The 21,642-nt window shown below is 48.3% G+C and carries 15 protein-coding genes; 10 read left to right on the top strand and 5 right to left on the bottom strand.

The window, feature by feature from the left end:
- Positions 1–791: 791 nt before the first annotated feature.
- From V3C10_22975 to V3C10_22995, 5 genes are all read left to right on the top strand, one after another.
- Positions 792–2,069 carry an IS110 family transposase gene (locus tag V3C10_22975; protein WVP62130.1) on the top strand — a complete coding sequence of 426 codons (1,278 nt, stop codon included), beginning with the start codon at positions 792–794 and terminating at the stop codon, positions 2,067–2,069.
- Between the two features lie 436 nt (positions 2,070–2,505).
- Positions 2,506–3,201 (top strand): response regulator transcription factor, encoded by a 696-nt coding sequence (locus tag V3C10_22980; GenBank protein ID WVP62131.1) that lies wholly within the window; start codon positions 2,506–2,508, stop codon positions 3,199–3,201.
- A gap of 107 nt (positions 3,202–3,308) precedes the next feature.
- The gene (locus V3C10_22985) at positions 3,309–5,708 is read left to right on the top strand and encodes a HAMP domain-containing sensor histidine kinase (protein WVP62132.1); all 2,400 of its coding nucleotides are present in this window, start codon (positions 3,309–3,311) and stop codon (positions 5,706–5,708) included.
- A gap of 40 nt (positions 5,709–5,748) precedes the next feature.
- Positions 5,749–7,161 carry an MBOAT family O-acyltransferase gene (locus V3C10_22990; GenBank protein ID WVP62133.1) on the top strand — a complete coding sequence of 471 codons (1,413 nt, stop codon included), beginning with the start codon at positions 5,749–5,751 and terminating at the stop codon, positions 7,159–7,161.
- A gap of 27 nt (positions 7,162–7,188) precedes the next feature.
- Positions 7,189–8,289, top strand: coding sequence for an alginate O-acetyltransferase (locus V3C10_22995; protein ID WVP62134.1), 1,101 nt, complete (start codon positions 7,189–7,191; stop codon positions 8,287–8,289).
- 219 nt (positions 8,290–8,508) lie between these two features.
- Here V3C10_22995 and V3C10_23000 read toward each other — a convergent pair whose 3' ends face one another.
- Both V3C10_23000 and V3C10_23005 read right to left on the bottom strand, forming a co-directional pair.
- Positions 8,509–9,750, bottom strand: coding sequence for a DUF4026 domain-containing protein (locus V3C10_23000; GenBank protein ID WVP62135.1), 1,242 nt, complete (start codon positions 9,748–9,750; stop codon positions 8,509–8,511).
- Between the two features lie 49 nt (positions 9,751–9,799).
- Positions 9,800–11,206, bottom strand: coding sequence for an MATE family efflux transporter (locus V3C10_23005; GenBank protein ID WVP62136.1), 1,407 nt, complete (start codon positions 11,204–11,206; stop codon positions 9,800–9,802).
- Positions 11,207–11,504: 298 nt separating this feature from the next.
- Here V3C10_23005 and V3C10_23010 point away from each other — a divergent pair, with 298 nt between their 5' ends.
- Entirely contained in the window at positions 11,505–12,002 is a 498-nt protein-coding gene (locus tag V3C10_23010) for a hypothetical protein (protein WVP62137.1), read from the top strand.
- Positions 12,003–12,200: 198 nt separating this feature from the next.
- Here V3C10_23010 and V3C10_23015 read toward each other — a convergent pair whose 3' ends face one another.
- Together V3C10_23015 and V3C10_23020 are read right to left on the bottom strand one after the other, a co-directional pair.
- Positions 12,201–13,388: a M20 family metallopeptidase gene (locus V3C10_23015; protein WVP62138.1), complete on the bottom strand. Its 1,188-nt coding sequence runs from the start codon at positions 13,386–13,388 to the stop codon at positions 12,201–12,203.
- Positions 13,389–13,467: 79 nt separating this feature from the next.
- The gene (locus V3C10_23020) at positions 13,468–14,865 is read right to left on the bottom strand and encodes a TIGR00366 family protein (protein ID WVP62139.1); all 1,398 of its coding nucleotides are present in this window, start codon (positions 14,863–14,865) and stop codon (positions 13,468–13,470) included.
- A gap of 753 nt (positions 14,866–15,618) precedes the next feature.
- On the opposite strand from V3C10_23020, the gene V3C10_23025 reads away from it, so the two are divergent.
- From V3C10_23025 to ftcD, 4 genes are all read left to right on the top strand, one after another.
- Positions 15,619–17,376: a urocanate hydratase gene (locus V3C10_23025; GenBank protein ID WVP62140.1), complete on the top strand. Its 1,758-nt coding sequence runs from the start codon at positions 15,619–15,621 to the stop codon at positions 17,374–17,376.
- 116 nt (positions 17,377–17,492) lie between these two features.
- Complete coding sequence (gene hutI, locus V3C10_23030; protein WVP62141.1) at positions 17,493–18,761, top strand: imidazolonepropionase; 1,269 nt, start codon at positions 17,493–17,495, stop codon at positions 18,759–18,761.
- Positions 18,752–19,318, top strand: coding sequence for a cyclodeaminase/cyclohydrolase family protein (locus V3C10_23035; GenBank protein WVP62142.1), 567 nt, complete (start codon positions 18,752–18,754; stop codon positions 19,316–19,318). The genes hutI and V3C10_23035 overlap by 10 nt, the downstream gene beginning before the upstream one ends.
- An 86-nt stretch (positions 19,319–19,404) precedes the next feature.
- Positions 19,405–20,283, top strand: coding sequence for a glutamate formimidoyltransferase (gene ftcD / locus V3C10_23040; protein ID WVP62143.1), 879 nt, complete (start codon positions 19,405–19,407; stop codon positions 20,281–20,283).
- 439 nt (positions 20,284–20,722) lie between these two features.
- Here the strand turns inward: ftcD and V3C10_23045 are convergent, their stop codons facing one another.
- Positions 20,723–21,577, bottom strand: coding sequence for a DUF6179 domain-containing protein (locus tag V3C10_23045; GenBank protein WVP62144.1), 855 nt, complete (start codon positions 21,575–21,577; stop codon positions 20,723–20,725).
- Positions 21,578–21,642: the final 65 nt, after the last annotated feature.

The raw sequence follows: 21,642 nt of genomic DNA on the forward strand, positions 1-21,642 counted from the left end.
TCCCTCCGGAATCTTTTTCTCCCGGATTTCCCACGGGAAGGTTATGACCGGGACTGAAGACGCGAAGGTTATCGCCATCCCGTATCCCGGCCTGCGGCCGCTGAATTGTTCTTATTTTTTCAAAGGGAGGAGGTATTGTCGCTGCCACTACGTTTCCTCGAATTCCAGAAGAATGCCTCCTGCATGGTATCAATTGATGAGTCTGAGCTTTGGCGCCTGACCTATCCTTGAATAACCATGCATTTTTTTGTTTACTCATTAAATTTAGTTTTGAATTTATCTCCAAATTCAGCCTAAAACATCTTCAAAATGTAAAAGGTTCACAACTACATAGTGGTAGCGACAATACCTCCCCCTTACTCGTATAATAAGTTTATAGCCAGTTAACATAGGCTGTAAACTTATTTTTTTCTAGTATAGATGTAAGGAATTTCTATGTTGTCATATCAGGAGGGGTCTCCTCCAGGAGTGCTGGTCCATCCTTTTCTCATCTATACTGTTTACTGGTTACTTTCTATCAAAGCCTCCCGGTGCTATAATGGTTCTCAGTGGAATCTTAGCTAAGGTCACTGCTGCCCCCGCATGCAAAGCCTTTGGCTATTGCTTATCAAGCTTGCAGCCCAGACGGTGTGCCATGACTGCTTACACAAATGCTGCATCACCAGTTCCAGCCTCCAGCAGGGTATTTCTACTGGTTCAATGCTGATATCGCGAGGTTGCAGCCGGTACACCGAATCGGGATAAGCTTTGGCTATGTTTCCCCATTCTTACATGAAAGGTGGTGATTACACATGAAGAAAACCGATTACCTGTCAACGCTTTTTGTTGGAATCGACATTGGTTCCCGCTTAAACGTTATCTCTGCTTTGAATTTCGAGCAGGACTTCCTTATCCGCATGGTCCCCATCCCTAACGCCCAGTATGGCGCTGAGAGGATGGGGCAGATGATAGTGGAAGTTCTGGAACAGCACCATGAGTTCCTTTCCGTTATCATCGGTTTGGAGTCTACCGGTTTTTATGGCGTCCACATTGCCAATTACCTTTCCACCTGCGAAAGGCTGGCCCCTTTCGGCACGAAGGTTTACTGCCTTAACCCCAAGGAAGTGGCAAAGTACAAAGGATCCTTCAATTCCCTTGATAAGAACGATGGGATCGATTCCTTTGTCATTGCCGATTTCGCCAGGGTAGGGCGGATTAAAACCCAGCCGTGGCGTGGGGCACAGTATCTTGCCCTCCAGCGCCTTACCAGGCACCGGCTTCACATTACGGAATGTATGGCCAAGGAGAAAACCTACATGCTCAACAACATCTTCCTCAAATTCAGTGAGTTTGCCATGCTGAACAAGGAGGAACATCCTTTTTCTGACAAATATGGTGCCACCGCAGAAGCAGTCCTTACGGAATACCTTTCGACCGAGGCCATTGTAAATGCTTCGGTCGATGAGCTGGTTGCATTCATCAGCTCCAAGAGCCGTGGACGAATCTCCGATCCGGAGCAGACCACTTATCTGCTTCAAAAGGCGGCCACTAATTCCTACCGGCTGGACAAGTGTCTTTATGAACCGCTGACGGTCTCCATCGGGTGTTCTTTTAACTGTATCAATGCATTTGAAAAAGAACTCAAAGCAATTGATGATGCCATTTTAAGGACGGTGAAGGGGCTGAACCCTACCGAGTACCAGATCCTCAACTCCGTTCCCGGAATCGGCAAGGTTTATGCCAGTGGTATCCTTGCTGAAATCGGCACAATCAAGTGTTTCAAAAACAACGATGCACTTGCCAAGTATTGTGGCATTGTCTGGAAGGAAAACCAGTCCGGGATATTTGATGCAGAAGACACGCCTATGAATAAAGCCGGCAACCGTTATCTGCGTTATTACATGATAGAGGCCGCAGGCAGTGTCATGAATCACTGTCCGGAATACAAGGCCTTTTATGACAAAAAATTTGCTGAGGTGAGAACCCATCGGCACAAACGAGCACTCGCGTTGACTTCCCGTAAACTGATACGTATGCTTTTTGGACTGCTGGACAAAAGCCAACTCTACTCTGTGGAAAAGAGTAGGTAATCCATAGTATATACCGAACTTACGTTTCTTTTGAATCGTAGGTCTATTAAAGTTACCTTTCTTATAGAAAATCTTTTTCATTTACCTCTTGACATTTCACCAAATTGCTTGACGAAAGAGACAATCAGCCCCTGAAGCCGGCGGACGGGGCAGTCACCTTCCCTGAGTCTTCAGTCCCGTCGACAACCTGCCCGGGGAAGGAATCTTTTCTCCTGGATTCCCCCTCACCACACCCTACCAACCGGGACTGAAGACTCATAAACACCCTCCCACTCCCCCGTCCGCCGTCTTACAGAGGCGTCCTCACATCTCAACCAAATCCCCCTCCCCGAAAAAAGCTTAAGAAAAAGTAATACCCTTTTTATCCATTTTCGTTGTATAATGAAAAAAACTATGCTTTTTTACCGATAATGAGAATGGAGAAGGAGGTTTACTTATGCAGAGTATTCTTGTCTGTGATGATGATAAACAAATTGTGGAAGCGATTGACATTTACCTCACCGGGGAAGGTTTTGAGGTGATTAAGGCCTACGATGGGTTCGAGGCGCTGGAACTTTTGCAGTCCCACAATGTAAACCTGATGATTATTGATGTGATGATGCCGGGCCTGGATGGTATCAGGACGACTCTTAAGGTGCGTGAAACCAGCAGTATCCCGATTATTATCCTGTCCGCGAAGTCTGAGGACGCCGATAAGATTCTGGGACTTAATATCGGGGCCGACGACTATATCACAAAACCGTTTAATCCGCTGGAACTGGTGGCAAGGGTGAAATCCCAGCTTCGCCGCTACACCCAGCTCGGCAATATGAACACCCAGGCCGGCGGCCATATTTTTAAATGCGGTGGTCTCCTGATTAATGATGAAAATAAGGAAGTGACCGTGGATGGCGATCTCATTAAGCTGACCCCGATTGAATACAATATTCTGCTCCTGCTCGTTAAGAATGCGGGGAAGGTTTTCTCCATCGACCAGATTTATGAGGAAATCTGGAATGAGGAGGCTATCGGGGCCGACAATACGGTGGCTGTCCATATCCGCCACATCCGGGAGAAAATTGAGATTAATCCCAGGGAGCCGCGTTACCTCAAGGTAGTATGGGGCGTCGGCTACAAGATTGAGAAGCAGTAGGCGTCATCTAAAGGATTAAGAAGCGATAGGCGTCAGCTAAAGAATTAAGAAGCAATCGGCGACGGCTGTCTTTCATCCTCTAATGCAGAAAACAGGTGATAAATAATATGAAATATTCGCGACTATCCATGCAGGCCCAGAAGCTTATTGCCAGCGCCCTGCACCTCATTTTCCTGACTGTTATGTTCGCGGGCATCGGCACCATGTATCTGAATGATAACTTTGGCGTCGGTATCACGCGTGTCCAAAATATGGCTTATGAGGATACCGATGAATTTACAAGACAGTTTAATCGTGATTTAAATGACATTTTCCAGTACATTGAGTACAATTCCACGTTTGAGAGCGGCGGAGCCATCGATGTTTCCAAAGAAATGCTGCAGATGACCTTTGGCCCAAACGAGACGGAGAGCTTCAGCCTGGCGGATATCATTTCCTATCTGCAGTCCATGGGCTACCAGTTGAATGAAGATTTCCAGTGCACAAAGGTCTCCACACCGGCCATCGACGCCAGGACCCGGGAAGGATACATCGACTGGGCGGCCAGTGATCCTGAAAAGCATTACAGTTACCTGATTCCCGGAACGCGCAGAGCCTCCCTGGAAGAGGTTTCACTGGAGATTATGGAAATGCTCCACCAGTATTATTCCACTTACAACCGGCTGCTTGTCAATCCCAGCAACCTGCATTTTAAGGTGGAATATTATGACGATGAATCCAGCACGAAAAGAGCGACCATTTATGCCAACGATCGTGATTTAACTTCAGACACGTTAAAAACATACGGCAAATATGCATACCTTCCGGGAAACTCCGTATTCTATGATACAAACCTGAAATCAATTGCGTTAAATACCGTGTCCGCCCTGGCGGCGAACAATCCTTATGATACGAATACATTTTATCTGCTGGCCGGAGTGGATACCACCTATCCGGTGCAGGATGTCTATTCGAATAACAGGGATGCTTTCCGGAGCATGCAGCACTATTACATCAGCGGATTTGTTCTCCTGGTGACCGGAGGCATGATTGCCCTGCTCACGCTCCTGTTCCTGCTCAAGGTATCAGGGCACAAAAATGCCGGTGACAAGACCATCACCCTGCACGGATTTGACAAAACGAGCACGGAGACAGGCATTGTCATGTTCTCCCTCTTAACCATTGCGGGCTTCGCCTTCTGCCGTCTGGCCCTTGTGCGGATTGCCCATCTGGTGCTTCCGGAAGAATCCTGGGCGCTGTCGGAACGCGTGCTTTACACGGCGGTCTTCTATCTGGGAGCGCTGCTTCTGTTCTTCAGCCTGCTCAGAAGATATAAGGCTGGAACCATCTGGACCGGAAGTTTTATCTGCCGGTGGAGTGAGCGCATGTCCATCTTTTTTACCGGGCAGAGCTTTACGACCCGTATGGTTGTCAGTTTCCTGGCCTACGCGGCCATCAACACCTCCCTCATCAGCCTTGCATGGTTTTTGTGGGACAGAATTTACCTGAGCAAGACTACCATTTACGCCCTGACGGGAATGGTAATTCTTGCATGTGTCGCATTCAATCTCTGGATTTTCTACCTGCTGTTTAAACACGCGGTGGAACACGATATGATCAGCACGGCCATAGAGCGCCTGGCCGCCGGTGAGACGAGTTATCAGGTAAATCTGGATGACTTTGACGGCAGGGAATTCGAGCTGGCAGCCAATATCAACAATATCAGTCTTGGCCTGGAATCCGCACTTCAGGAAAAGGTTAAAAGCGAACGCCTGAAAACGGACCTGATTACCAATGTATCCCACGATATCAAGACGCCTCTGACCTCCATCATCAATTATGTAGGACTGATACGGCGTGAAAATATCCAGGATGAAAAAATCCTCCGCTACCTGGACGTTCTGGAACAGAAATCCAACCGTCTGAAGACGCTGACGGAAGATCTGGTGGAGGCGTCGAAGGCCAGTTCCGGTAATCTGAAGCTGGAAATCAGTGATATTGACTTTATCGAGCTGGTCTATCAGACAAACGGGGAGTTTGAGGAGAAATTTGCCAGCCGTCATCTGGAACTCATCACCACCGCCCCCGAGGAAACACTGCTGATAGAAGCTGACGGACGCAGGCTGTGGCGCGTTCTGGAAAACCTCTATAACAACGCGTTTAAGTATGCGATGGAAAACAGCCGTATTTACATCGATATTACGAAGGATAATCTGCGTATTAACGAGGAGGGACTGATACTTCCCCCACAGGTTGTCTTCACCATTAAAAATATATCGGCCAATCCGCTGAATATCCGCGGCGATGAGCTGACGGAACGTTTTGTACGCGGCGATGTGGCCAGAGCGACGGAAGGAAGCGGACTGGGCCTGTCCATTGCCAAGAGCCTGACCGAGCTTCAGAAAGGCAGTTTTGAAATTTATATTGATGGTGATCTGTTTAAAGCACAGTTATCTTTCGATATCAAGGAAAAATCCAAACCTCCGAAACCCGCTAAGACGCCGGAGCCTCCGGCGGACAACCCGTAACAAAAACATTCTGAGATAATATACAAAAGGCGGTATTATTATGTTATTCAGTTCCCTTGTATTTCTTTGGTTCTTCCTGCCGGCCACAGCGTTTCTATACTACCTGGTTCCGGGCAGGAATGCTAAAAATATTGTCCTTTTCGCGGCCAGCCTCATCTTCTACGGATGGGGCGGACCGCGTTATCTGCTTTTAGTGCTCCTTACAGTCTTTTTGTGCTATACGGCCGGACTATGCCTGGACGCTGCAGGCAGCCGCACCGGTCTTAAGAAACTGACCGTGGCGGTATTTGCCTTAATTACCCTGGGTATCCTCGGGTATTTTAAATATTATAATTTCTTTGTGACAACGGTGGGACGCCTTGCCGGAACGGAACTTTTCCCTCTGAGAAATATCGTCCTTCCCCTCGGTATCTCTTTTTATACCTTCCAGGCCATCTCCTATGTGGTCGATGTCTACCGCGGCAAAAGCCCGGCGCAGAAAAATCTGTTTCACATGGCGCTTTACATCTTCCTGTTCCCGCAGATTCTGTCGGGACCCATTGTAAAATACCACCAGATCGCCGGACAGCTTACGGACCGCACGGAGACGCTTTCCATGCAGTTTTACGGAATCAAACGGTTTGTATACGGCCTTGCGAAGAAAGTTCTGCTGGCCAACACATTCGGCCAGTCCGTCGACTATATTATGGGCGTACCGTCGGAGCAGATGGGGACCGTCACTGCTTGGCTGGCCGTGATTCTGTACACCCTTCAGATTTACTACGACTTTTCCGGCTATTCGGATATGGCAATCGGATTGGGGCGGATTTTTGGTTTTTACTATGAGGAAAACTTTAATTATCCCTATCTCTCCTCTTCGATAACCGAGTTCTGGAGACGATGGCATATCTCCCTGTCAACCTGGTTCAGGGACTATCTGTATATCCCTCTCGGCGGCAACCGGAAAGGACTTCCGAGAACCTGTGTAAACCTCTTTATCGTATTCCTGGCAACCGGCCTCTGGCACGGCGCAAGCATGACGTTTATTATCTGGGGAATCTACCACGGTATTTTTATCCTGTCGGAACGGCTCTGGCTGAAAAAGCTGCTGGATAAAAACCCGCTTAAATTTCTTAACCATCTGTATGCAATGATCGTGGTTGTCTTCGGCTGGCTCCTGTTCCGCGCTCCCAGCATGACCGTTGCCGTTAACCTTGCAAAAGCCATGATCCGCCCCACCCGGGGTCTTTGGAATGCGGGACTCTTTGCCAACAACAAGATTCTGTTCCTCGCCGCCCTGGGAATTCTCCTGTGCGGACCGGTACAGGCTCTGTTTCCCCGGTTTAAGGCCCATATTTTTGATGAAGAATCCGTATCCTATGGAGATATTGCCGTGATGATCGTGCTCTTATTCCTGTCCACTCTGGTCGTTGTAAGCAGCACCTATACCGCGTTTATTTATTTCCAGTTCTGATAAGTTCTGATATAAGGAGTTTTGTTTATGAACAAAAAGATCATAATGATTGCCGGGTTCTGGCTGTGCCTTCTGGCCCCCAACCTGCTGTTTCCACTTATGAAAAATGAATCGGACGCCGGAAGTGATGAGAACCGTACGCTTGCAGAATTTCCGGTGCTGTCCGCTGAGAATCTGGAACGTTTTCCATCCGAAATGGACAGTTATATCAATGACCACGCCGCCTTTCGGAACCGTTTTCTGTCTCTCAATGCCAGGCTGAATCTGGATCTGTTCGATTATCCTGATTCCACGCAGGTGCTGAAGGGAAAAGACGGATGGTATTTCTATACGGCCGGTTCGTCGATAGCCGACTGTCTCGGCATCAACCGGTATCCACAGCCCGTTCTGGAATCCATCACTGCGCACATTCAGACAGCAGCCGACTATTTCGAATCGCAGGGGATCGAATTTCTGCTCGTACTCCCGCCCAGCAAGGAGTCTGTATACAGGGAATATCTTCCCGACAGCTGCCGTCAGCTCAGTTCTCCCACGCGTTCCGAAGAGTTGATTTCCTATATTAAGGAGCACAGCAGCGTGACAGTCATTGACCCGGCTCCCTATTTTCAGGAGAACAGGGATTATAAGTGGTACTTTAAGACCGACACCCACTGGAACGATGCCGCCGGTTTTGTGACAAACCAGATGCTGATCGAGGCGCTGGGAGGGACTCCGGTATCCATAGATGATGTGACCGTATCCTACCTCCCCTCCGGTGTCGGAGATCTGGGAAAACTGTTCCACATGCCTGCATCGCGGACCGACGACACTTTTGCCGCCATAAGTGGTTACTATGACGAACTGGAAACAACCAGGGAGGACGTAAACGGAGACGGCAACATCACCCACCTGGTCACACCGGGAGCGCCCGATCCGCGCCGGGTCGCAGTGTACCGTGACTCCTTCGGATACTCTCTTTCACAGACGCTGAACAAATACTTCCAATATACGGATTTCTACCACTGGCAGGCATTCGACACCTCCATGCTGGAGGAATATAAACCGGATGTGGTCGTTTATGAGGTGGTGGAACGGGAACAGGGCAGAATTCCTGAAGATATGATGAAACTGGCGCCCGGAGCGTTCTAAACAGGAGCCTGGATAACTGCCTTCCGGAATAAAATAACTTTGTTACTATTTATCGTATTAGTAAATAGCAAATAAAACTGCTAAAAGCCGGCGTCCCCCCGTAAAGATCGGAGTGGACGCCGGCTTTTTTCCATTTCTTCCATTATTTATTGTCATATGACAGCTTCTTTATCGCTACTTTTCTGCACTTGCCGTCCAGAATTCCATGGCAATTACCTTTTACTCTTTCTCTTCCAAATCCATAATATACACATCATCTGGTGTGATTCTCCGCTTGGGCGTGAAAATAATCCAGTCCGTCAAATCATCCAGCGTATAAGTCCCGATATCATCCTGATGCATACCATTTACATAATACGGCTCCTGCGTCAGCTTGCCCGTCAGTGTTCCGTCCTTCGCTTCAAGCAGCTCAAACCAGATGTGTTCCTTTGTGTTATTATCCTCCTGATACTCCTCGTCAATGGTGAGGCCAATCTTAATCAGGATGTGGTTTTCCTTATCCTGAAGGGCGCGGAGCATGTAAGGGATCCGCTCGGCCGCCAGCGCTTTCATCCGCTCCGTCTCCGATGTGGAGATCCAGTAGATCGGATTTTTCTCAAGAATCTCGTCGTATATGGAAATCGGTGAGTATTTTCCCTCCTCATAGTCGTCTTTCGTCTTATATGTAAAGATGGCGCTGGTATTCTCATTATGTCCTTCGGCTCTGTCGTCTTTGCCTCCCAGCATATCATCATCATACAGCTCCACTGCCTCGCTCCAGGGAACCAGTGTCGTAATAAGCGCCGCGCGGTCGGTCAATCTGGCGAGGTACAACGGTTCCTTCGGTTCCAGCGGCTCTTCCAGTTCCAGAAGACGGTTTGCCATTGTCTCCAGAACATTGTAATGGCTGTTGTAGGTTTCCTTCGTGGAATTCAGGACTTCCAGCTCCGAAATCCCGCAGCGGTTCAGCCCATGCGTATGGAGCCAGACAATCGGCTCATCTCCCGACACGGCCTGAGCCGTATAAATATAACGCGGCGCAGGGGGCACGGAAGACACGGCCGCCAAAGCCACCCAATGGCCGGAAAGAATCTTCTCCGAGCTGTCGTCCAGAACCGCCACAGCATCGGGAAGAACGGCGTGGATGATCTTCAGTTGGAGATGATAGGACGCCAGGGCATCCTCCCCGAACATCATTTCCACGGCCAGGCCTCCCTCGGCATTCTCCATCGCCTCTATATCCACATCAGGGAAAAGGTGCTGGCAGCGGTAGAATTCCGGCAGCTCGAAATCAGTCGGATAAATCAGGGCTCTGTACCGGCTGCCGCCATATTCAACCGTCAGTCCGATATTCCCCTCGTCCTCCATGTCCGCCGTGATCACCCGGAAGTCGGGTGCATTTTTAAGCCGTCCAAGTACTTCCATCCGGCCCTCCGGTTCCTGCTGTCCCGGTATTGCCAGCATATACGATTTTTCTTTCATCTTGTACCTCCTGTTCCTCTCATTTGTAATTGTCTGCTGTGACACACCGCTATCCTTCGCTGCCCCCTGCTTCGGCGCCCTTCCTGCCGACCAGCCGTATCCGGCTCCAGTGTCCGGTCAGATACCAGGAAAAAGAAATGATATAGTTAACCGCCCAGCCGATCGGCACGGCATACCATACGAATGCGACTCCATACCTCGGAGCAAAATAATTGGCGACAAACACCCTGATGCTTAAGTTGGCCAGATTGGCAATTGTGAAAGCCACCACATCGCCCGACCCGCGCAGAAGTCCATCGGTCGTCATCTTGAGACCTATAAAAATAAAGAAAAACGAGATAAAATCCGAGTAAGACATTCCAGTCTCAAAGGCCGCGCTGCTGGCATCCGCGTCCAGGAAAGCGGACACAAAGGAGTGCCCGAAAAGCTGGATGGATACACACAGTATCACCGCAAAACATCCCAGTATAATATAGCAGAAGCGGTAACCTTCTTTGACGCGCTTTACATTGCCGGCTCCCATATTCTGGGCCGTGAACGTGGACATGGCGTTTCCGACCGCCGTCATCGGGACGATTGCCAGGGATTCTATCCTGGTTCCCGCCGAGTAACCGGCCATAACCGCCGAACCGAATGTATTAACTACCGACTGGACCAGCAGGATTCCCATATTGACAATCGACTGCTGCAATATCGACGGTATTGCGACTCTGGTCATGGAATGCAGCATTTTTCCGTCGTAAAAGTGGAATTCCTGCCGTTCATGAGGATATTTTTTAATTTTACGCAGCAGAAGCCCAAAAGAAATCACGGCCGATATGCCCTGCGCGATCAAAGTCGCATAAGCCACGCCTTTCACGCCCAATCCGAACCGGATCACAAACACCAAATCCAGCACGATATTCAAAACTGATGAAAAAATCAGCAGATACAGCGGTGTACGCGAATCGCCGAGGGAATTGAATACGGAAGCCTGCACATTATACATAAAAAGAAAAGGCAGTCCGATAAAATAAATTCTCAGATAGTCGGCGGCATCTTTGAATACATTGGCCGGTACCTTCAGAAGATGCAGAATCCAGTCGTTCCCAATGAGTCCTACCGTGCCTAAAATCAGGCTGATAACGAGAAAATTAATCAGCGTTGTGGAAACCGCTGTTTTCATCTTCCCGCTTCTTCCAGCTCCCAGAAACTGGGATATAATCACCGCGCTTCCCACGCCTCCGCCTATGGCGACCGCGATGAAAACGTTGGTGATTGCATAGGAGGCTCCGACCGACGCCAGCGCTTCTTCACTGACGAATTTTCCCACCACAATCGAGTCCACAATATTATAAAACTGCTGGAACAGATTGCCCAGTATCATCGGAAGGGCAAAAAACAACAGGCTCCTTCCCGGATGTCCTGTTATCATATCATTCTTTTTCTTAATTCCTGTCTTATCTTCTGCTGTCATGGCGCCATCTCCCGTATCGTTGTTTATTGGTCACCGTCCGCTGGAATGCCGTTCCCCATCAATGGTGCGGACAATAACGTTTTTCCTATTATACCCCGAAAAGACCTGATAAATCATAGTGTAACACGGGGAAAATAAATTTACAACCAATTATGATTTTCTGGCATTTTACATGATTCAGCCCTTTCACTCCCGTACATAATACGATTATGAAGGAAAACAAAAGTGTACCTCGTTAAAATAATTAAGCAGTACACATCCGCCTCCGCATTTCCCTCTTCAGAAAGGAGAATCCATTATGAAACACGTAGTTATGTCGTTTTCCTGCTTCATCCTGTTTATCTGTCTCACCTCCTGCAGCGGCCTTACGCTCAGCACGGGAAGCTATTATAACGATTTTACGGCAAAGGGCGAGGACGCCAAATACACACTTACAGGTAAGGCAAGGGTAAGCGGCGCCTCTGATATTCTTTACATGACTCCCTCAGAAAATACGGAGGTTACATTCAAAGGCAAATTAAGTTCCCTTTCCGGAGCCGTCCAGATTGTATATGTGAACTCCGGGGGCGAAGAGGCCGTAATCCTGGATACCAGCCGTACACGCCAGAAAAAGATACGAATCAATACCGTAATCAGCCTCGATAAAGGTCCCGGACGCCTCGAATTCAGGGGAGACAACATCACATTTAAGTTCGATCTGGCTTTTACAGACATCGATATGAAACAGTTTGATTATCTCAGCACCGAACCGGGACCCGGTGACGAGAATACATCAAAAGCTGCGGAAAACTTCTGATGACGGAAACTCTGAAGTTGATATTCCTTATGACGATATTTCCGGTATTTATATTCCTGAATTCTTAAAGGCGCCATGTCCCTGTTCCGGGGGCACGACGCCTTTATAAATAATTTCTCATACCGCCGCCCTGTTTATCCACACCGCGGCGGTGCTTTCCATTTTAAAAGAATTTAGGCAGAATCTAAGTATTAAAATCTAGTTTTCTTCGAGCCAGTCCATTGCTGCCTGTGTAAATAATGCCGGTCCCCTGTAGAATACATCCTCATCCAGACAGAATTTTGGATGGTGAGCCCCGTACTCCTTGCCGTCAGCTGGACATGGAGCGTGGTTTGTCAGGAAAAAGTAACAGCCGGGCACTTCCTGGAAGAAAAATGCCGCATCCTCCCCTCCCATCATTCCATGACTTGCGATGTGGATTTCCTCTTCTGGAACAAGCTTTTTAGCCGACTTTAAGAAGCTCTCCACCATTGCCCGGTCGTTCACCAGAGCCGGGTATCCGTCCAGCACCTCAACCGTGCAGCTTCCCCTCATCATTTGGGCAGTTGCTTTGGCTATCTCTTCGATTCTTTTCAGTACAAATTCTCTTACCACCGGTGAACCGTTGCGGATCGTCCCCTTGATCACTGCCGTTTCCGGGATAATATTATAGGCGCCTCTGCCCGCTTCGACGCTGGCAAGAGTAATTACCGCAGATTCGGCCGGCGCCACTTCACGGCTGATAATATACTGAATGTTGTTTATAATGAGTGCGGCAATTGCTACTGGGTCGATACACTCATGAGGTACGGAACCATGGCCTCCAAAGCCCTGTATCTTGATCAAAAGCTGATCGTCCGCCGCCGTAGTATTGGAGTAGCTTACTGCTATATCGCCGTTTGTAAAGGCCCCGAACATGGAGCCGACATGCAGCGCCAGAATTGCGTCCACGTCCTCAATCACTCCGTCCTTTACCATTGGCTCGGCTCCTCCCGGACCCTCCTCGGCCGGCTGGAATATGAGTTTGACTTTCCCCTTCAGTTCATCCTCATGATTCTTAAGCATCACTGCCGTTGCAATGAGCATCGCCGTATGGGCGTCATGGCCGCAGGCATGCATATTTTCATTCGCGGAAGCATATGTCAGTCCCGTCTCTTCCTTGATTGGCAGACCGTCCATATCGGCTCTGATCGCAATGGTTTTCCCCGTACCCTTGCCAATCACCGCCGTGATTCCCGAGTGGTTCTTATATGTCTGGTATTCTATACCGGCCGCCGTTAACTGCTTTGTCACAAAATCTGCTGTTTTTGGAAGCACCAATCCTGTTTCCGGGTAACGGTGAAGAATTCTTCTCCACTCTACTATTTTATGCTGCAGCTCCTGGGCTTCTTTTAAAATGTCGTTCACATCTATACCTCCTGAATATGTATCCTTAAATTAAAATAAAACTTCTGTTATTTGCTGTACATCATGTGTCAACCGTCTTTTATGCCCAAACTACTACTGAAAGCGCCATCAGAACCGCCTGAGTGAGCAGGATTAGCAGGAACAGCGGAACAAACCATTTCCACCATTTATCGAGCTTAAGGCCTGCAATACCGCAGAGGATTGGAGCAAAACCGGTCGGCCAGAGGATATTGGAAATACCATCGCCGAACTGGAATGCAAGAACCGCCGTCTGGCGTGAAACGCCGATCAGATCCGAGAGCGGAGCCATGATAGGCATACTGGTTACGGCCTGGCCTGAACCCGACGGAATCAGGAAATTCAGTACCGTCTGCACAAGCAGCATGGCAATCGATGACAGCCAGCTCGGCAGATAGGACAGCGGAATCGATGCGCCATATACCACTGTGTCAATAATGTGGCCCGACTGCAGCACAACAAGAATTGAGCGTGCAAGTCCAATCATAAGACATGCCATGGCGATATCTGTAAATCCATGGGCAATCCTGTCGGCAATATCGTTTGGTTTCCAGCCCATAATAATCGCGCTGATAACACCCATGAGAAGGAAAATAACGTTTAACTCCTCAAAATACCATCCCTGTGTCTTAGACCCCCAGACAATGACTGCGATACCGGCTACCAGTGTGAAAAGTACCAGCTTCTCACGGATACCGAAAGGATGGTTTTCAAGATCCGAAGTGTCCATAGTCATATGGCTGAAATCGTCTCCATAAACGAGGCTCTGAGTCGGATCCTTCTGTATCTTTAATGCATATCGTATAACGTATATGGAAGCCACCGCGATCATCATGGCGTGGCAGAAAATTCTGTATCCGGTTCCCGACATCTGGGGAAGTCCCGCAATACTCTGTGCCATACCAACGGTAAATGGGTTCATAAATGCCCCGCTGTAACCAAGCCCGGCTCCAAGTGCTACGATGGCGGTTCCCACCAGGGCGTCGTACCCCATCGCTATCGCGATGCCGACAAAAATAGGGATAAAGGGCAGCGTCTCCTCAAATATACCAATCGTTGAGGAGGCCGCACCAATCACTGTAATGAAGATTGGTATAATAACCGCTCTCATATTTCCCTTGAGAACCCTCAGAAGGAATGCGACAAGACCGTTAAAAGCACCGGTCTGAATAATAAGTCCGATTGATGCATAGGAAATAAATACGAAGAAGATAACGCCCGCGCCGTTCAGCATGCCGCCGTAGAGCGATTTTAAAGCAGCAAAAGGCCCTACCGGTGTAGACTCAACAATATGGAATGTTCCGGGAACTACTACTTCGATTCCGGCATCATTAATCGTATGTTCGAATTCACCTGCCGGCAAAATCCAGGTTGCAATTGCACAGGCAAAAATAATGATAAGTAATAATAGATAAATGTGTGGTAATTGGAATCTTTTCTTCTTTTCATTTTCAGCCATAACTGAATACCCCTCTTTCATTACTTCGTCAACTTTTCATCAACAGAATCTCACCAGGCTCAAATACCGTTTAAACCCGGCCACCAGCGTGCCGCTTGTACGGCATCCGTGTATTTGCAGCTAACCCCTTTGTATCAGTTTATTCTTTTCACTTTTCTTTAAGAACACCTCCCTCTTTACACCTCTTCTTAAACTGTGTCTATCTCGATCCGGCTTTCATACTAATCCGCTTTTCCTTTTTCACACTCAAAAAGCAAAATTTAATTCAACGTAAACTTCCATTTAATAGAAAGAACGGATCCCCTTTGTTACCGTCGGCTCCCTACAGCCTCAGTAAACATCCGTTATTTCGATTTTTTATATTAAGAAGATACTTGAAATAGAACGCCGGAACGGCAACAGCCCCGCTTTCTTTTTTTAAGCAGTCATCCGTTCCTATCCACAATTCATTAAGAGGATTATGTCTTACCCTTTTATTATCAAGGGAAAACAAGGTTTTAAAAAACTACGTCCAGTATAGTGTCAGTCCGCCGATAAAGTGTCGAATACCCCAATTTAAAAATTTTTTTTAACATCTTGCTATTTCCCCCAAAACATCGACATTTCCTCGACTGCCTGTACATATACTTGAACCATCAGATACAAACAAGCGCCGCTTACGAAATGCCAATAGCGTAAACGGCCAGAAAGAAACAATACTACATAGGGTGTAGAAATCAAAAAACAAACAAAAAGAAATGGAGGAATTTAGCTATGTCAATGAACGGTGGAAACATGTATGCACCAAAGGAAGGAAAACCGGAAATCTACTATTCCGTAAAAGCTCAGAGAGGTGGCGAATTAAGATGTAAAGGCTGGAAACAGGAAACCATCTTAAGAATGCTTGAGAACAATATGGAGAACGCAGAGATTCCAGAGCAGTTAGTTATTTACGGCGGCAACGGAAAATGTGCAAGAAACTGGGAATCCTACCATGCAATCGTTCAGTCTTTAAAAGACCTTGAAGACAATGAGACACTGGTTATCCAGTCCGGTATGCCGGTTGCAGTATTCAAAACACACAAATTAGCTCCACGTGTTGTTATGGCTACTACTAATATTATGAAAGCTGACTGGGAGCGTTTCTACGACCTCCAGGATAAGAACCTTACAATCTTCGCACAGTACACAGCTGCTCCTTGGGAGTACATTGGTACACAGGGCGTTATCGAAGGAACATTTGAGACTCTGACAGCTATCGCTCTTAAAAAAGAGTGGGATAATGACATGCACGGCAAGATTTTCTTAACAGCTGGTGCAGGCGGCATGGGTGGAAACCAGACATGGGCTGGCAAGATGCATGGCGCAGTAGTTATCCTTGTTGATGCTGACGAGAGAGTTATCAAGAGACGTATCGAGAAGAACTACATGGATATGATGGTTCGTTCTTTAGACGAAGCTATCGCTATCGCTAAAGAGCATATAGAGAAAGATGACCCGATCTCCATCGGTGTTGTTGGAAACGCTGCAGACGTTTACGAAGAGGCTCTTGCTAAGAACTTCCTTCCTGACGTAGTTACAGAAATGTGTCCTTGCCACGACCCGATTTCCTATATCCCATCAGGATACACAGGAGAAGAGGCTGACGTATTCAGAGGAAAAGACAGAAAAGCTTATCTTGCAGCAGCACGTGAGACAATGCAGCGTCAGTTACGCGCTATGATCGAGTTCAAAAAACGCGGCGTTGAAGCATTTGAGTACGGCACAAGCATTCGTAAAGAGTGTATCGATGCAGGTATGCCTGAGAAAGAAGCAAAACAGATTGAAGGTTTCGTAGCAGCATACATCAGACCACTGTTCTGCGAAGGCCGTGGACCTTTCCGTTGGACCTGTATCTCCGGTGAGGCATCTGACCTTGCTCGTCTGGATGACCTGGCACTTGAAATCTGCAAGGGTGACAAACTCGTTGAGAGATGGATCAACCTGGCCAGAAAACACCTTCCGATCGAGGCTCTTCCGGCACGTATCTGCTACATGGGCTTTGGCGAAAGAAGACGTTTCGGTCTTGCTGTTAACGAATTAATCAAGAAGGGCGAGGTAAAGGGCCCGGTAGCATTCTCCAGAGATAACTTAGACTCCGGTTCTATCGTTAACCCGACATTCGAGTCCGAGAACATGCCAGATGGCGGAGACTACATCTCTGACTGGCCATACTTAAATGGTTTATTAAACTGTGCAGCCGGCTGCGACCTGATCGCTATCCAGGCTAACTACTCCATGGGTGAGGCTGTACATACAGGTGTTACCATGATCGCTGATGGTACAGAAGAAGCTGATGTAAGACTTGACGCAGCTCTGACAGTTGACTCCGGTATCGGTGTTGTACGTCACGCTCAGTCCGGATACCAGGCTGCAAAAGATGTCTGCAACGGAATCGGCAAGATTGCAGGCGGCGAAAGCATCAAGATTCCGCTTTGGTGGGAGCCGGCCGATAAGGTTACATTTGCTCCAGAAGGCGAATATATCAGATAATCGTACAGAAATGTACATTGCAGGAGGGTTCATAAGGGTACTTATGTGCCCTCCTGATTGTGTTTTTTTATACCTTTGATTTATGTAAACTGTTTTATTTATGAAAGGAGATCACAATGGATAACAGTAAAAAAGTTCTCCTGATCCGAAACGCCAGGCAGCTTCTGACCATGGAAGGCGATCGTAATAACGATATTGGCCTGATCGAAGGCGGCAGCGTCCTGATCCGTGACGGTCTGATCGAGGCCGCCGGCAAAGCGGCGGAGATTGACAAATTGGCTGAAAAACTGAAATCCGAAGGCACCGATGTGGAAACCATCGACGCTTCCAGGAAGGTCGTACTGCCAGGCTTTATCGACTGCCATACCCACGTGACATTCGGCGGTTCCAGAGTAGCCGCTTATTCCATTTCCGTTACGGATGACAATCCGGAAACTCTGGTTAAAAAAGGAATCCCGACCGGTATCTATGCCTCCGTCAACATGACGGTGAACCTTCCGAAAGAAGAATTAAAGGCACAGACGAAACGCCGTCTGGAAAATATGTTCATGAACGGAACCACTACTCTTGAAGGAAAGAGCGGATACGGCCTGACAATGGAATCCGAAATCCGCATGCTGGAGGTAAACCGTGAGTTAAACGCAGAACTGCCTCTGGATATCTTCTCCACCTTCCTTGGAGCCCATGGCTGGACGGAAGGAATGAAAAAAGAGGATTACATAGATCTTCTCTGCAAAGAGATGATTCCGCGCGTGGCCGAAGAGAAACTGGCCGGCTGCAACGACATCTGGTGTGACGAAGGACATTATACGGCAAAGGAATGTGAAACTGTGCTGGTCGCTGGCCGCGACTATGGACTGGCTCCACGAATTCACACCGACGCCTACTCTTATATAGGCGGTTCCGATCTGGCTGCCGATATGCATATGCTGTCAGCCGATCATCTGAACTACACACCGGTGAGCGTATTCCAGAAGCTGAAGGATGCCGATGTTACCGGAGTTTTACTGGTAGGCACCGATTTTGCCGTAAACCATGCAAAACAGGTTAACCCGCGCCCAATGTTAGAAATTGGAATGGATCTGGGCCTTGCTACCAACTGCTGTCCCGGATGCTGGTGCGAATCCATGATCTTTATTCTTGTGCTTGCCTGCAGGCAGCATGGATTTACTCCGGAAGAAGCGCTGCGCGCCGCAACAAAAGGCGCCGCCAAGGCAATGGGCTTAAAAGACAGAGGTTCTCTTACCCCTGGTAAGATGGCGGATCTCTTAATTCTCGACACAGACACCTACGAAGATTTAATTTACAAATATGGCCGCAATCCGATCGAAACGATCATCAAAAAAGGCAAAGTAGCGGCTCAGGGAGGCATTTTATGTATTTAGATGTATTTAACAAGGTTGTTGATTCAGATGACTTTACCGTAGGAGGCGGTTCCGCTTCCGCTCTGGCCGGAGCTATGGCTGCCGGTATGGCATCCATGGTTGCAAAACTTTCCATGGCAAAACCGGTTAATCTCACCGTAGAAGAATACACGGCTATGTCCGAGGAACTGGATAAACTCGCCCAGACTCTTTTAAAAGGATCCGAGCAGGACACGGAAGCTTACTGCATGATTAAAGACGCTTTCGCTCTTCCAAAATCCACAGACGAAGAAAAAGAAGTGAGAAAACAGGCTGTCCGTGACGCCGCTTACCAGGCTGCACTTGTTCCGAAGAACAACGGATATAACAATAAGAGAGTTTACGATCTGGTATGCCGCCTGGAAGGTTCTTCCAACCCTGCCTGCCTCTCCGACCTTATGAGCGCAAAATATCTGTCCGAATCCGGCGTGAAGGGCTGTGTTTTAAATATTCAGGCCAACCTGTCCATGATTAAGGACGAAGCCAGAACAAAGGAAATGGAAGACGCAATGGCAGATCTCGGAAAGGGAATGATGTAAAAGTCATTTCAGAGGCGTAATGCCCCTTTGAAATAGATGTGTGTAATTACATACGCCATGAATTAAAGAAATCAGGAGGAAAAGTAATGAAAGTTTTAATGGCTGAAGTTAATATCAGCGAAGGCAAGGATCTGGATCTGGTCGAGCAGGTTAAAGCCGCTCTTCTGGACGGAGAAGAAGTTGATGTAATGGACATCAACTCCAATGCAAACCACAACCGTACCGTATTTACCTACAAGGGAAGCCCTGAGGCTGTTTTAGCCGGCACAAAACGCCTGGCAACAAAGGCAATCGAGCTGATCGACATGACAAAACACATCGGAAGCCATCCACGTATCGGCGCTGTTGACGTTGTTCCATTTATCCCTGTAAAAGATGTATCGATCGACGAGGCTCTGGTTGTTGCAAGAGCATTCGGAAAATACCTGGGTGACGAACTGGGCGTTCCGGTATATTACTACGAAGACGCAGCTACCTGCGAAGAGAGAAAGAACCTGGTACGCATCCGTAAGGGCGAATATGAGGCTCTCTGTGAGCGTATGAAAGATCCCGCATGGGTTCCGGATGAAGGACCTAAGGACTTCAATGCCAAGAGCGGCGCTACCGTTACCGGCGTACGTTTCCCGCTTGTAGCTTTCAACGTAAACTTAAAAACAGCTGATATCGCTATCGCAAAACAGATTGTAAAAGCGGTCAGAGGCGCTGCCGGCGGATATCAGAACGTACGCGCCATCGCCCTTCCTCTGGAAGAGCGCGGAATCGTTCAGGTTTCCATGAACCTGACAAACTATGAGAAGACACCAATCCACCGCGTATTTGAGACCATCAAATCCGAGGCATCCCAGTACGGCATCCTGGTTGAGGACTGCGAGCTGGTAGGACCGGTTCCTGTTTACGCTCTGGAAGAAGTTCTTAAGTTCTATCTGAGAACACATACCTTCTCAATGGATCAGTTATATTTCTAAAAACCCTCTTTGGTGATAAATACAATGCGGCGTACCGGGAGCCGGAAAGCTGCAGTTCTTTAAAATGGTGATTATATATGGGGAGAGAAATTGTGATAGGTTTCTCTCCCCGTTTTGTGTGGGGAAAAATGAGGGCTGTTTACAGGAGGGGGACAGGCGGGGGGAGTTTGTTGGCGGGTCTTCAGTCCTGGGAAGGGTATCGGCAGGGGGAATCAGGGCTGAAAATATTCCTCCGGGGACTCGCTTCCGCTTGTGGAATGCACAACGGTGCTAAACTCGTGGAATACCTCGTTAAGCGCCGGCGGATTCCAAGGTCCCCTGCGGAATGTTTTCACCCTTCTTCCCCCCGGGCAGCGTGTCGGCGGGACTGAAGACCAGGGAAGGGATCGGCCCGCCCTGTTCCTGAAACGGCTGGCTGCCTCGTTTTTCCGGGGGAGATTTAAATCTGGAAGAGTGATTCCAGATTTTTGTGTTTTATGGCGTTTTCTATGCTGTGGGCGTAGAGGGTGGGGGTCTGGCGGAACCATTCTGTGTTTTCTGTCAGGGCCAGGATGTAGGGTTGTAGTTTGGCGGCTATTTGGACGGTGGTGCAGTTTTCGAAGTAGTTTTCCAGGAGGCAGAGGCCGTCCCGGCCTACTTCCAGGGTCTGGACCGGTTTTTGGGCAATCAGGCAGCCTGCGGCGTTCAGGAGGACCGGTTCGCACAGGTTGTCCAGATAGAGGGATTCGTATTCGCCGTAGAGCGAATGCATCAGGTTTATGATCTCCTGTCTGCCGAAGTGGGCCATGAATTGCTTTTCCGACCATATACCTTTCAGGTATTCGTAGATTAAATCGATTCCGCAGAGTGTGTGCTCTCCTCTTTTGATGGCGTTGCCTCCTATGACGGGATAGTCCAGGGTCAGGATATGATCCTGAGGACAGTATTTGGCGTCATATTTTACGAAGAATCCGGGGATTCCTCTGGTTATCGTGTCTCTGTAATTGATGCAGCCGTAGTCTTCGAAACCGCCGATCAACATTCCGTAGATTCCCCTTGCACGGTTCACCTTGCCCAATACGGCTTTGTAGCCTCTTGCATAAGAGGCTGCGGCATCCAATATTCCCTGTTCTGCGGGCATCTGTCTTCCCGGGAGCGCGGATTCTTCCCGGTATTTGTCTTCCCTGATGCAGTATAGGACCGCCTCCATCAGTCTTCCCGCTGTTTCGTACGTAATTGAACTCATATCTTTTGACGTGTACTGTTCGGTCAGTTGTTTCGTCAGCTCCAGAAGCTGCGCCATCTCATATTCCATACCATACTCCTTTCGTGTTACTCGTTACAGTCCAGCCTTCGGCCAAACTGCAACAAAATTAACCA

The organism is [Clostridium] symbiosum (assembly GCA_036419695.1).
GTDB lineage: Bacteria > Bacillota > Clostridia > Lachnospirales > Lachnospiraceae > Otoolea > Otoolea symbiosa_A.